15 protein-coding genes are annotated in these 12804 nt (G+C 62.0%); 11 read left to right on the top strand and 4 right to left on the bottom strand.

Annotated features, from left to right (window positions below; all coding sequences use genetic code 11):
* The first annotated feature begins 14 nt into the window (after nt 1-14).
* From phnL to phnP, 5 genes are read left to right on the top strand one after another with little or no spacing between them, the layout of a single operon-like run.
* Nucleotides 15-719: a phosphonate C-P lyase system protein PhnL gene (gene phnL / locus QDT79_RS06575; protein ID WP_047729228.1), complete on the top strand. Its 705-nt coding sequence runs from the start codon at nt 15-17 to the stop codon at nt 717-719.
* On the top strand, nt 719-1855 hold the full coding sequence (gene phnM / locus QDT79_RS06570; protein WP_102985544.1) for an alpha-D-ribose 1-methylphosphonate 5-triphosphate diphosphatase: 1137 nt from the start codon (nt 719-721) through the stop codon (nt 1853-1855). The genes phnL and phnM overlap by 1 nt, the downstream gene beginning before the upstream one ends.
* On the top strand, nt 1855-2424 hold the full coding sequence (phnN, locus tag QDT79_RS06565; RefSeq protein WP_063991588.1) for a ribose 1,5-bisphosphokinase: 570 nt from the start codon (nt 1855-1857) through the stop codon (nt 2422-2424). The genes phnM and phnN overlap by 1 nt, the downstream gene beginning before the upstream one ends.
* Nucleotides 2421-3023, top strand: a complete 603-nt coding sequence (locus tag QDT79_RS06560; protein WP_308316297.1) for a DapH/DapD/GlmU-related protein — start codon at nt 2421-2423, stop codon at nt 3021-3023. Before phnN ends, QDT79_RS06560 begins: the two co-directional genes overlap by 4 nt.
* Nucleotides 3024-3035: 12 nt before the next feature.
* Complete coding sequence (phnP, locus tag QDT79_RS06555; protein WP_033641671.1) at nt 3036-3818, top strand: phosphonate metabolism protein PhnP; 783 nt, start codon at nt 3036-3038, stop codon at nt 3816-3818.
* On the opposite strand, the gene QDT79_RS06550 is transcribed toward phnP, so the two are convergent.
* A complete protein-coding gene (locus QDT79_RS06550; protein ID WP_149558994.1) occupies nt 3775-4407 on the bottom strand; it encodes an NAD(P)H-binding protein in 633 nt (210 codons plus the stop codon). The two genes, phnP and QDT79_RS06550, sit on opposite strands and share 44 nt — an antisense overlap.
* Nucleotides 4408-4437: 30 nt before the next feature.
* Nucleotides 4438-4878 carry a YhbP family protein gene (locus tag QDT79_RS06545; RefSeq protein ID WP_015376428.1) on the bottom strand — a complete coding sequence of 147 codons (441 nt, stop codon included), beginning with the start codon at nt 4876-4878 and terminating at the stop codon, nt 4438-4440.
* A 433-nt stretch (nt 4879-5311) separates the two neighbouring features.
* Here QDT79_RS06545 and speFL point away from each other — a divergent pair, with 433 nt between their 5' ends.
* From speFL to QDT79_RS06525, 4 genes are all read left to right on the top strand, one after another.
* On the top strand, nt 5312-5416 hold the full coding sequence (speFL, locus tag QDT79_RS06540) for a leader peptide SpeFL (protein WP_004933443.1): 105 nt from the start codon (nt 5312-5314) through the stop codon (nt 5414-5416).
* A 274-nt stretch (nt 5417-5690) separates the two neighbouring features.
* Nucleotides 5691-7853: an ornithine decarboxylase SpeF gene (speF, locus tag QDT79_RS06535; RefSeq protein WP_048232506.1), complete on the top strand. Its 2163-nt coding sequence runs from the start codon at nt 5691-5693 to the stop codon at nt 7851-7853.
* Nucleotides 7854-7915: 62 nt separating this feature from the next.
* Nucleotides 7916-9232 carry a putrescine-ornithine antiporter gene (gene potE, locus QDT79_RS06530; protein ID WP_063991656.1) on the top strand — a complete coding sequence of 439 codons (1317 nt, stop codon included), beginning with the start codon at nt 7916-7918 and terminating at the stop codon, nt 9230-9232.
* Nucleotides 9233-9318: 86 nt separating this feature from the next.
* Nucleotides 9319-9627: a GIY-YIG nuclease family protein gene (locus QDT79_RS06525; protein WP_146158865.1), complete on the top strand. Its 309-nt coding sequence runs from the start codon at nt 9319-9321 to the stop codon at nt 9625-9627.
* On the opposite strand, the gene QDT79_RS06520 is transcribed toward QDT79_RS06525, so the two are convergent.
* The gene (locus QDT79_RS06520) at nt 9614-10117 is read right to left on the bottom strand and encodes a GNAT family N-acetyltransferase (RefSeq protein ID WP_308316296.1); all 504 of its coding nucleotides are present in this window, start codon (nt 10115-10117) and stop codon (nt 9614-9616) included. The genes QDT79_RS06525 and QDT79_RS06520 overlap by 14 nt on opposite strands.
* Nucleotides 10111-10632, bottom strand: coding sequence for a ubiquinone anaerobic biosynthesis accessory factor UbiT (gene ubiT, locus QDT79_RS06515; RefSeq protein WP_039567957.1), 522 nt, complete (start codon nt 10630-10632; stop codon nt 10111-10113). The genes QDT79_RS06520 and ubiT overlap by 7 nt, the downstream gene beginning before the upstream one ends.
* 259 nt (nt 10633-10891) lie before the next feature.
* On the opposite strand from ubiT, the gene ubiU reads away from it, so the two are divergent.
* Together ubiU and QDT79_RS06505 are read left to right on the top strand one after the other, a co-directional pair.
* Nucleotides 10892-11887, top strand: a complete 996-nt coding sequence (ubiU, locus tag QDT79_RS06510; protein WP_015376422.1) for a ubiquinone anaerobic biosynthesis protein UbiU — start codon at nt 10892-10894, stop codon at nt 11885-11887.
* Between the two features lie 11 nt (nt 11888-11898).
* The gene (locus tag QDT79_RS06505) at nt 11899-12777 is read left to right on the top strand and encodes a U32 family peptidase (RefSeq protein WP_107226642.1); all 879 of its coding nucleotides are present in this window, start codon (nt 11899-11901) and stop codon (nt 12775-12777) included.
* Nucleotides 12778-12804: the final 27 nt, after the last annotated feature.

Raw genomic sequence — 12804 nt, 5'->3', positions numbered from 1 at the left:
CAAGGCGATAACAGATGACTATGCAAATCCGAGTTGAACATCTCAGTAAAACCTTTGTGCTGCATCAGCAGTACGGCACCCGCCTGCCGGTGCTGCACGACGCCAACCTGACGGTCCACGGCGGCGAATGCGTGGTGCTGCACGGCCACTCCGGCAGCGGCAAATCCACCCTGCTGCGCTCGCTGTACGCCAACTACCTGCCGGACAGCGGCCATATCTGGATCAACCACCAGGGCGACTGGCTGGACATGGTCAGCGCCGATGCGCGTCAAATTCTGGCGGTGCGCCGCCATACGCTGGGCTGGGTCAGCCAGTTCCTGCGGGTGATCCCGCGCATCAGCGCGCTGGAGGTGGTGATGCAGCCGCTGCTGGAACAGGGCGTCGAGCGCGCCGAGTGCCGTGAACGCGCCGAAGCGCTGCTCGCCGCGCTCAACGTGCCGCAGCGCCTGTGGCCGCTGGCGCCGTCCACCTTCTCCGGCGGCGAGCAGCAGCGGGTGAACATCGCGCGCGGCTTTATCGTCGATTACCCCATTCTGTTGCTGGACGAACCGACCGCCTCGCTCGACAGCCGCAACAGCGCGGCGGTGGTGCAGCTTATCGAACGCGCCAAGGCGCGCGGCGCGGCGATCGTCGGCATTTTTCACGATGAAGGCGTCCGCCAACAGGTCGCCGACCGGCTTTATGACATGCAGGCGCCGCAGGCGCTGGAGGCCCTCTGATGATCGTCAATAACGTTAAGCTGGTGCTGGATGACCAGGTGGTGCAAGGCTCGCTGGAGATGCAGGACGGCGTGATCCGCAGCTTCGCCGACGGCCCGAGCCGGCTGCCGCAGGCGCTGGACGGCGACGGCGGCTGGCTGCTGCCGGGGCTGATCGAGCTGCATACCGACAACCTGGACAAGTTCTTTACCCCGCGCCCGAACGTTGACTGGCCGGCCCATTCCGCGATGAGCAGCCACGACGCGCTGATGGTGGCCAACGGCATCACCACGGTATTGGACGCGGTGGCGATCGGCGACGTGCGCGACGGCGGCCACCGGCTGGAAAACCTGCAGAAGATGATCGACGCGGTGATCCACAGCCAGCGCGCCGGGGTGAACCGCGCCGAGCACCGGCTGCACCTGCGCTGCGAGCTGCCGCACGAGAGCACCCTGCCGCTGTTCGAACAGCTGATGGACAAGCCGGGCGTGTCGCTGGTGTCGCTGATGGACCACTCGCCGGGCCAGCGTCAGTTCGCCTCGCGCGAAAAGTATCGCGAATACTATCAGGGCAAATACCACCTCAACGACCAGCAGATGAGCGAGTACGAGGAGGAGCAGGTCGCCCTGTCCGCCCGCTGGGCCGCGCCGAACCGCGAGGCGATCGCCGCCCACTGCCGCGCGCGCCGCATCTCGCTGGCCAGCCATGACGACGCCACCGCCGCGCACGTGGCCGAATCCTGCGCGCTGGGCAGCGCCATCGCCGAGTTCCCCACCACCGAGGCGGCCGCCCGCGCCTCGCACCAGCAGGGCCTGCAGGTGCTGATGGGCGCGCCGAACATCGTGCGCGGCGGCTCCCACTCCGGCAACGTGGCGGCGCACCATCTGGCGGCGCTGGGGGTGCTGGATATCCTCTCTTCCGATTATTACCCGGCCAGCCTGCTGGACGCGGCGTTTCGCCTCGCGGCGGACGAGCGCAACGCCTACGATCTGCCCCAGGCGGTGCGCATGATCACCCGCAACCCGGCGCGGGCGCTGGATCTGCAGGATCGCGGCACCCTCGCCGAAGGGCTGCGGGCGGATCTGGTGCTGGCGCGGCCGCACGGTGAGCACGTTTATGTGCAGAACGTGTGGCGCCAGGGCAGGCAGGTGTTCTGATGGCGCAGCTCATCTACCTGATGGGGCCTTCCGGCGCAGGCAAGGACAGCCTGCTGGCCGCGCTGCGGGCCGACGCCGACCGCGCGCCGCTGGTGGCGCACCGTTACATCACCCGGCCGGCGGACGCCGGCTGCGAGAATCATATCGCGCTGAGCGAACCGGAATTTCTGCGCCGCCGCGCCAAGGGGCTGTTCGCGCTCGACTGGCAAGCGCACCAGCAGCGCTACGCGTTCGGGATCGAAGTGGATCTTTGGCTGCTGCAGGGGATCGACGTGGCGGTCAACGGTTCGCGCGCCCACCTGCCGCAGGCGCAGCAGCGCTATGGTGCGCAGCTGCTGCCGGTGTGCCTGCAGGTCAGCGCCGCGATCCTGCGCCGGCGCCTGCAGGATCGCGGACGAGAAAGCGCCGAACAGATCGAGCAGCGCCTGGCGCGGGCGGCGGAATATCAGCAGAGTCTGCCCGCCGGCTGCCGGGTGCTGCACAACGACGGCCCACTCGACGACACTCTGGCGGCGCTGCTGGCGCTGCTGCCTACCGCCACCCGACAAGCTCAGGACGCGACGCCATGAACGACTTTGCCCAGCCGAAAATCGGCGACAACGTGACCCTTAACCGCACCCGGCTCGGCCAATATGTGCATCTGGCCGACGATGCGATCCTGGAAGAGGTGGAAATGGGGGACTACTCCTACACCGCCGGGCACAACCAGATCTTTTACGCCACCATCGGCAAGTTCGTCTCCATCGCCTCCTATGCGCGCATCAATCCCGGCAACCACCCGACCTACCAGCGCATCGCGCAGCACCACTTTACCTACCGCGCCTCTGAATACGGGCTGGGGGAAGACGACGCGGCGTTCTTCGACTGGCGGCGCGAGCACCACGTCACCGTTGGCCACGACGTGTGGATCGGCCATAACGCCATCCTGATGCCGGGCGTCAGCGTCGGCAACGGCGCGGTGATCGGCAGCGCGGCGGTGGTCACCAAGGACGTGGAGCCTTACAGCATCGTCGCCGGCGTGGCGGCCAAGAAGATCGGCATGCGCTTTGACGACGCGCTGATAGAACGCATCGAACGCAGCCAGTGGTGGCACTGGGATCACGCCACGCTGCAGGCGCGGCTGGTGGATTTTCGCGACATCAACCGCTTTGCCCAGAAGTACCTTTAACGGAGGGGAGCGATGCAACTGACCTTTCTCGGCACCGGCGGCGCGCAGCAGGTGCCGGTGTTCGGCTGCGACTGCCTGATCTGCCAACGGGCGCGGCGCGAACCGGCATTTCGGCGGCGAGCGTGCAGCGCCATGCTTAACTATCAGGGGGAAACGACCTTATTGGATGCGGGATTGCCGGCTTTGGAGCGGCGATTTTCGGCGGGGCAAATTCAACGTTTTTTACTGACACATTACCACATGGATCACGTTCAGGGGTTATTTCCTTTGCGTTGGGGGTGCGGAAATTCCATTCCGGTGTATGGCCCGCCGGATGAACAGGGCTGCGACGACCTGTTCAAACACCCCGGCATTCTGGCGTTTCAGCCGCCGCTGGCGCCCTTTGCCACCGTCGAGCTGGGCGGCATGCGCATCACCCCGCTGCCGCTGCAACACTCCAAACTGACCCACGGCTATCTGATCCAGGCGGCGGGCGCTGCGCTGGCCTACCTGACCGACACCGTCGGCCTGCCGCCGGCCACCGCCGACTATCTGCAAAACGTGGCGCTGGATCTGCTGGTGCTCGATTGCAGCCTGCCGCCTCAGCCGCAGGCGCCGCGCAACCACAACGACCTGACCCGCGCGCAGGAGACGCAGCGGTTGCTGCAGCCCAAACGCACGCTGCTGACGCACATCAGCCATCATCTCGATCTGTGGCTGCTGGACAACGAACTGCCCGCCGGGCTGGAGCTGGCGTTCGATCACCTCAGCGTCAGCCTCGGTAGCAGTGCAGCCGATCCGACTCCAGCACCCTGACCCCTTCGCCCGGCGTGAACGCCTGTTGCAGCAGCGTTTGCGCCACGTCTTTGGCGGAGACGGCACGCCATTTACCGGGCAGCAGCCTGAACAGCGGCAGCGTGAGACGCTCCATCAGGCGCGGCGCGGGGCGATCCCCCACCAGCATGGAAGGCCGCACCAGCGTCAGGCGCGGCCAGTGCTGTTCGCGCAGCGCCTGCTCCATCTCGCCTTTGGTGCGGTTATACAGGAAGGTGGAATCCGCGTTGGCACCCAACGCGCTCACCACCAGGCAGTGCTGCGCCCCCAAGCGGCGGCCGGTCAGCGCGCTCTCCACCACCAGTTGATAATCGACGTAGCGGAAGGCATCGGCGCTGCCCGCCGCCCGGCGGGTGGTGCCCAGGCAGCAGAACACCAGATCAACCGGTTGCTGTAGGCTACTCAGCAACTCGAACAGCGCATCGCCGATCGGATTGGTCAGCTTGCCGTGCGGCGGCAGCGGCGTGCGCGTCGGCGCCACGATGGCCGTTATCTGCGGATCGCTTTGCAACAACTGCAACAACTCGCGCCCCACCAGCCCGGTTGCGCCGACTAACAGTGCTCGCGCCATGCAATCTCCCGTTGTAATCAATACGTCGACTTAAAGTATAGACCGCGCCCAATGCAGCTTCTTGCCGAAGCCGAGGGTGTTGTCGGTCATCTTCACCTCGTGCAGATCCAGCCGCCAAACCGAGGCCTTCATCGCCCTGGCGATCGGGAAGCGCTTGCAGTAACGCGCGCGCGCCGCCTCGGCTTCTTCGCCGCTCAGCAGCACCGCCTCGGCGCGGTACTGCACGCCGCGGATCAGCGCGATGCTTTTCGGCTTCGGCGCGATGGTGCCGACCACCCGGCCGTTGTTCAGCATCAGCCCGCCGTGGCGGGTGTGCGGTTCGGTCATCAGCCACAGCGCCATCGTCGCGGCGTCGAACACGTAAAAACAGTTGGCGCACCACATGTCGAGACCGTCGCCGGCGCACAGCGTCAACACGTGCTGTTTGCCGATGAAATCCGCAATCTGCTGCCGTTGTTCTGGGGTATTCAAGGTTACTCGCCTCCCTGTTCACTCACTTCATCTTACCCTGCGTTGTTGAGGCGAGTCACAAATAACGATAATCATCAAAAACTAAAAATGAATATAAAAACACAATAAATGCATTTTTATCAATTTAAGCCCAAAGCGGCTTTATAACATAAAAAATACAAGACGGATTTATTTGATCGTTATGCAACCGGTTAATCGAGCGATTTTATTGTTCCCATCCTGATGGTACGTAAATTTAGTGCCCCCGTCCGGAGCCGATTATCAATTCGTTTACATGCCCGCTAGCCCGCCAGAACGCTGTTTATGCAACTCATTGCATAACAGGTGAATAGTTATTTATAAATACCGGCATTTATGTGACTACCATCACAATTTTTAGCCCGCCTTGCGTTAAAATAGCGCCATCTTTTCACTCAGCAAGGTGGATTAGAAAATGGAAAACAATAACCGCAAAATGGCGCATATCAGGCGCACAACCCATATTATGATGATGGCTCATCGCAGCTGCTTTAGCTTCGCATTCTTCAACTACAGATAACCCTCCCCCCTCGCTCTTACGCCGTTAATAAGAGTGTCATTGCGTTTTTATTTATTCTCCGCACTCCGGTGATAATACCTCTTTCTCGCTAACCGGGAAGGACACGCAATTCATTCTTAATTTCGGCCAAGCGCATCCAAGCTAAATAAAACAGCGAACACAGTTAATGCCTTTCGGCATCACTGGGTTCTCGCACACCTTTATTTTCGTGAAGGCGTTAGCGGCAAATGGAATTATTTGCCGGCGGACGGCCTTTGCCTGAAGAATGAGAAAAATGAAAAAATTAAAAATTGCCGCCAACACCCAAACCCTCGGCTGCTTTGAAACTGAACGCGACATCGTCGATGTGCATCACAGCGATTTTAATGACGTCGCCGCCATCGTGCTGTCGGTAGATGATGTCACGCAAGGTATGTTGGCGCGCATCGAAGAACACGGCCTGAACATTCCGCTGTTCGTCGCCGTCTGCTGCGAAGAAGAGCTGGATAACGCCGTATTGCCGGCGCTGCACGGCGTGTTTGAGCTGTGCGGCAAGAATACCCAGTTCTACGGCAAACAGCTGGAGGCCGCCGCCGCCAAATATGAGAGCGAGCTGCTGCCGCCGTTCTTCAACACGCTGACGCAGTATGTGGAAATGGGCAACGCCACCTTCGCCTGCCCCGGCCACCAGGGCGGCGAGTTCTTCCGCAAACACCCGGCGGGCCGCCAGTTCTTTGACTTCTACGGCGAAACGCTTTTCCGCTCCGACATGTGCAACGCCGACGTCAAACTGGGCGATCTGTTGATCCACGAAGGCGCGCCTTGCGCCGCTCAGCAGCACGCCGCCAAGGTGTTCAACGCCGACAAGACCTACTTCGTGCTCAACGGCACCTCGGCCTCGAACAAGGTGGCGACCAACGCCCTGCTGACGCGCGGCGATCTGGTGCTGTTCGACCGCAACAACCATAAATCCAACCACCACGGCGCGTTGATCCAGGCCGGCGCCACGCCGGTTTACCTGGAAACCGCCCGCAACCCGTTCGGCTTTATCGGCGGCATCGACGCGCACTGCTTCGACGAACGCTACCTGCGCCAACAGATCCGCGAAGTGGCGCCGGAACGCGCCAACGAAGCCCGCCCGTTCCGCCTGGCGATCATCCAGCTCGGCACCTACGACGGCACCATCTACAACGCCCGCCAGGTGGTCGACAAGATTGGCCACCTGTGCGACTACATCCTGTTCGACTCCGCCTGGGTGGGCTATGAGCAGTTCATTCCGATGATGAAAGACTGCTCGCCGCTGCTGCTGGAGCTGAACGAGAACGATCCTGGCATCATCGTCACCCAGTCGGTGCACAAACAGCAGGCCGGTTTCTCGCAGACCTCGCAGATCCACAAAAAAGACAAGCATATCAAAGGGCAGAGCCGCTACTGCAACCACAAGCGCTTCAACAACGCCTTTATGCTGCACGCCTCCACCAGCCCGTTCTATCCGCTGTTCGCCGCACTGGACGTCAACGCCAAGATGCACGAGGGCAAAAGCGGCCAGCGCCTGTGGCAGGAGTGCGTGCGCGTGGGGATCGAAGCGCGCAAAATGCTGCTGGACACCTGCACGATGATCAAACCCTTCGTGCCGGATCAGATCGACGGCAAACCGTGGCAGGCCTATGACACCGCGGCGATGGCCAACGATCTGCGCTTCTTCAACTTCGTGCCCGGCGAAAAATGGCACGCCTTTGAGGGCTATGCCGAATCGCAGTACTTCGTCGATCCGTGCAAACTGCTGCTCACCACGCCGGGCATCGATACCGCCACCGGCAGCTACAGCGAGTTCGGCATCCCGGCGACCATTCTGGCCAACTACCTGCGTGAAAACGGCATCGTGCCGGAAAAATGCGATCTCAACTCGATCCTGTTCCTGCTGACGCCGGCGGAAGACATCGCCAAGATGCAGCATCTGGTGGCCCTGATCGCCCGCTTCGAGAAGCACATCGAGCAGAACTCCCTGCTCAGCGAGGTGCTGCCTGCGGTCTATAAAAACCACCAGCAGCGCTACAAAAACTACACCATCCGCCAGCTGTGCCAGGAAATGCACGACCTTTACGTCAGCTACGACGTTAAAGAGCTGCAAAAAGAGATGTTCCGCAAAAGTTATTTCCCGCGCGTGGTGATGAATCCTCAGGACGCCAATACCGAGTTCGTGCGCGGCAATGTGGAATTGGTCTCGCTGGCAAAAGCCGAGGGCCGCATCGCCGCCGAAGGCGCCCTGCCTTACCCGCCTGGCGTGCTGTGCGTCGTGCCCGGTGAAATTTGGGGTGGCGCCGCGCAGCGTTATTTCCTGGCATTGGAAGAAGGCATCAACTTATTGCCGGGATTCGCACCGGAATTGCAGGGCGTTTATATCCAACAGGATGAGGACGGCTGGAACCGCGCTTACGGCTACGTCATGAAAAATTAATCACCTTACGGGGCGGCGATTATTCTCGCCGCCCGGATCGCATCCTAAAAGAGAAAATGATCATGAGTAAGTCCAATAATAAAATGGGGGTCGTGCAATTAACGATCCTGACCGCCGTGAATATGATGGGTTCCGGCATAATTATGCTGCCGACCAAGCTGGCCGAAGTGGGCACGATTTCGATCGTTTCCTGGCTGGTGACCGCCGTCGGCTCGATGGCGCTGGCCTACGCGTTCGCCAAATGTGGCATGTTCAGCCGTAAATCCGGCGGCATGGGCGGCTACGCCGAATACGCCTTCGGCAAATCAGGCAACTTTATGGCGAACTACACCTACGGCGTTTCGCTGCTGATCGCCAACATCGCCATCGCCATTTCCGCCGTCGGCTACGGCACCGAGCTGTTTGGCGCTACGCTCAGCCCGCTCGGGATCTGTATCGCCACCATCGGCGTGCTGTGGCTGGCGACCGTCGCCAACTTCGGCGGTGCGCGCATCACCGGCAAAATCAGCGGCATCACCGTCTGGGGCGTGATCATTCCGGTGGTGGGCATCTCGGTTGTCGGTTGGTACTGGTTCAGCGGCAGCGCCTACGTCGCCGCCTGGAACCCACATCAGGTGCCGACCTTCGAAGCCATCGGCGCCTCGATCTCGATGACCCTGTGGGCGTTTCTGGGGCTGGAATCCGCCTGCGCCAACACCGACGTGGTGGAAAATCCGGAGCGCAACGTGCCGATCGCCGTACTGGGCGGCACCCTCAGCGCGGCGGTGATCTATATCATTTCGACCAACGTGATCGCCGGCATCGTGCCGAACATGGATCTGGCCAACTCCACCGCCCCGTTCGGGCTGGCGTTCTCCCACATGTTCAACCCGACGGTCGGCAAGATCATCATGGCGTTGATGGTCATGTCCTGCGTCGGCTCGCTGCTCGGCTGGCAGTTCACCATCGCTCAGGTGTTCAAATCCTCCGCCGACAGCGGCTTCTTCCCGAAAATCTTCTCCAAGCTGAGCAAGGCCGACGCGCCGGTTAAAGGCATGCTGACCATCGTCGTCATCCAGAGCGGCCTGTCGCTGATGACCATCAGCCCGTCGCTGAACAAGCAGTTCAACGTGCTGGTGAACCTGGCGGTGGTGACCAACATCATCCCTTATATCCTGTCGATGGCGGCGCTGGTCATTATTCAAAAAGTGGCGAAAGTGCCGGACAACAAGGCGCGCATCGCCAATATCATCGCCGGCATCGGCGCGCTGTACAGCTTCTACGCGCTCTACAGCTCCGGTGAGGAAGCGATGATGTGGGGCGCCATCGCCACCTTCCTCGGCTGGACGCTGTACGGCATCGTCTCGCCGCGATTTGAGCTGGCGGGAAAAAAGGGGTAAAGCGGTAGGGCACCGGCGGCCGGGGATGGGATTGTGATGGCGAACATGCCATCATACGCCGACCCTGGCCACCAAAACGGCGTACGATGACCGACAACTCCCCCACTCCCTGGCACCTCTACATGCTGCGTTTACCGAGTGGCATGCTGTATACCGGCATCACCACCGACGTGGCGCGCCGCCTGGCGCAGCATCAGGCCGGCAAAGGCGCCAAGGCGCTGCGCGGCAAAGGGGAATTAACGCTGGCGTTTCACTGCCAGGTGGGGGATCGCTCAACGGCGCTGAAGCTGGAATACCGCGTCAAACAGCTGAGCAAAATACAAAAAGAGCGGCTGGTGAATCACCCGCCGCTGTCGTTGGAGTATCTATTACCCGTCGTCGTTAAAAGCGATTAAACGGCGCCGAAAAAGCCACTTCGCCGCTGACGCCATTCAGGGCATCTTCCGCCAGCGGATACACCTGGAACGAGTTTTCCGTCTCCGACCAGCGGCAGTGCAGGCCATAGGCGGCGGCCGGTTTAAAGCCGAAGCGGCCGTAGTAGGCCGGCTCGCCCAGCACCACCACCGCGGCGTAGCTGAATTCGTTCAGCGAATCCAAGCCTTCATACACCAGCTTTTCAGCCAGCCCCTGGCGGCGCAGGCTTTCGTCTACCGCCAGCGGCGCCAGCGCCACCCATTGGCGGTCTTCGCCGGCCACGTCCACCGGGCTGAACGCGGCATAACCCACTACCCCGCCTTCGTCGTCAGTGGCGACCACGCCCAGCGTCAGCAGGCCGTCTTCCCGCAGCTGCTGCACCAGATCGGCTTCGTCGTCGCGGCCAAAGGCGCGGCGCAGCAAGGCGTCGATGCCCGCCGCGTCTACCGGGATCTCTACGCGGATCAGCATGATACCGCCACACGGGAAGCCGACGCCGTGCCCTCCTGCAACCCTGCTTCGACAAAATCAGCCAACTGCAACAGCCCCATGCGCAGCGGCGCGGGCATGCTTTCCAGCTCGATGGCGTCCATCAAATTTTTCACATACAGGCCCAATTCGGTATCCCCTTCAATCTGCAGCCGACGCTGAAAGAACAGCGTATCCGGATCTTGCTTGCGCGCCGCGATCAGGATCAGATCGTTGGCGTCACCGCTGAAGCTGACGTCCGCTTCGGCGTGCTGGCTGACCACCAGTTTGTCGTTTTCTACCGTCATAAACCATTGTAGCGCCAGATCGCGAACTTCGATCTTCAGCCAGCGCGATTCGAGAAATTCCAGATCCCCATCCGCCAACGCCTGGCGGAACTGCCAGCTCAGCACCTGTTGCAGCAGCTGACGCTGCAGGGCGAACGGCGTGAATTTCAGCGGGATGCGCAGCAGCGACGGCCCCTGGCGCACAAGGCGTGCTCGTAGTTGTTCCAACACGGTCATCCACTCCTTTCAATACGGACTACCGCTATTTTGCCACACTGGCGCGCGGCTTCAGCGGTCTATATCAACAAATAGTGCATTTCACCGCCATGTTTATCAATACGCCATAAGCTGCCTCAAATCAAAACCTGTGTGCGCCCCTTTGCCTAAAATGGCCTCCCCGATTCGCGTTTGCCGGCGGAACACCGCCGTCGGCAACCTTTAAAAGACAGCGTGCGCCCGGCCGGGCGCACGGCTAAGCCAGGATAAATCTATGGAGCTGCTTTGTCCCGCCGGCAACCTGCCGGCCCTGAAGGCCGCGGTGGATAACGGCGCCGACGCCGTTTACATCGGCCTGAAAGACGATACCAACGCGCGCCACTTCGCCGGCCTCAACTTCACCGAGAAAAAGCTGCAGGAAGCGGTCGATTACGTACACCGCCACGGCCGCAAGCTGCATATCGCCATCAACACCTTCGCCCATCCCGACGGCTACGCCCGCTGGCAGCGCGCGGTGGATATGGCGGCCCAACTGGGCGCCGACGCGCTGATTCTGGCGGATCTGGCGATGCTGGAATACGCCGCCCAGCGCTACCCGCAGCTGGAGCGCCACGTTTCGGTGCAGGCCTCCGCCACCAACGAGGAAGCGATCCGCTTCTACCAACGCAACTTCGAGGTGGGCCGGGTGGTGCTGCCACGCGTGCTGTCGATGCATCAGGTGAAACAGCTGGCGCGCACCAGCCCGGTGCCGCTGGAAGTGTTCGCCTTCGGCAGCCTGTGCATCATGGCTGAGGGGCGCTGCTATCTCTCTTCCTACCTGACCGGCGAGTCGCCGAACACCGTCGGCGCCTGTTCGCCGGCGCGCTTCGTGCGCTGGCAGCAAACCCCGCAGGGCATGGAGTCGCGCCTGAACGACGTGCTAATCGACCGCTATCAGGATCATGAAAACGCCGGTTACCCGACGCTGTGCAAGGGCCGCTATCTGGTGGATGACGTGCGCTACCACGCGCTGGAAGAGCCCACCAGCCTCAATACGCTGGAGCTGCTGCCGGAGCTGCTGGCCGCCAACATCGCCTCGGTGAAGATCGAAGGCCGCCAGCGCAGCCCGGCTTACGTCAGCCAGGTGGCACGCGTCTGGCGCCAGGCGATCGACCGTTGCCAGGCCGATCCGGCCGCCTACCGCGCCGACGCCGCCTGGATGGAGACGCTGGGCGCGATGTCCGAGGGCACCCAAACCACGCTGGGCGCCTATCACCGCAAATGGCAGTAGCCGGAGGAAACATGAAATACGCACTGGGGCCGGTACTCTACTACTGGCCGAAAAACGACATCGCGGCGTTCTATCAACAGGCGGCGGAGAGCAGCGCCGACATCATTTACCTCGGCGAGAGCGTCTGCACCAAGCGGCGCGAGATGAAGGTCGGCGATTGGCTGGCGCTGGCGCGCGAGATCGCCCGCAGCGGCAAGCAGGTGGTGATCTCCACGCTGGCGCTGCTGCAGGCGCCGTCCGAACTGAATGAGCTGAAACGCTATGTGGAGAACGGCGAGTTCCTGCTGGAAGCCAACGATCTGGGCGCGGTGAACATGGCGGCGGAACGCGGCTTGCCGTTCGTCGCCGGCCATGCGCTGAACTGCTACAACGCCTATACCCTGCGCCTGCTGCGCCGCCAGGGCATGATGCGCTGGTGCATGCCGGTCGAACTGTCGCGCGACTGGCTGGCCAACCTGCTGGCGCAGTGCGACGAGCTGGGCTTCCGCCACGATTTCGAGGTGGAGGTGTTGAGCTACGGCCATCTGCCGCTGGCCTACTCGGCGCGCTGCTTCACCGCGCGTTCGGAGAACCGCGGCAAGGACGAGTGCGAAACCTGCTGCATCAAGTATCCGCAGGGCCGCATGATGCGCTCACAGGAGCAACAGCAGGTGTTCGTGCTCAACGGCATTCAGACCATGAGCGGCTACTGCTACAACCTCGGCAACGAGCTGCCGAGCATGCAAGGACTGGTAGACATCGTGCGGCTGTCGCCGCAGGGCGCCGAGACGCTGGCGCAAATCGATGCCTTCCGCGCCAACGAACGCGGCGAGCAACCGCTGGCCTTGACCGACCACGCCGACTGCAACGGCTACTGGCGCCGGGTGGCGGGGTTGGAGTTGGTGGGGTGATCCTCGCTCCCCTCCTCACGGAGGGGA

Origin of the sequence: Serratia marcescens, from assembly GCF_029846115.1 — a bacterium.
In the GTDB taxonomy this organism is placed as follows: Bacteria; Pseudomonadota; Gammaproteobacteria; order Enterobacterales; family Enterobacteriaceae; genus Serratia; species Serratia marcescens_L.
Note: the sequence above shows the minus strand (reverse complement) of the source record. Positions and strands in the feature narration are given on the sequence as shown.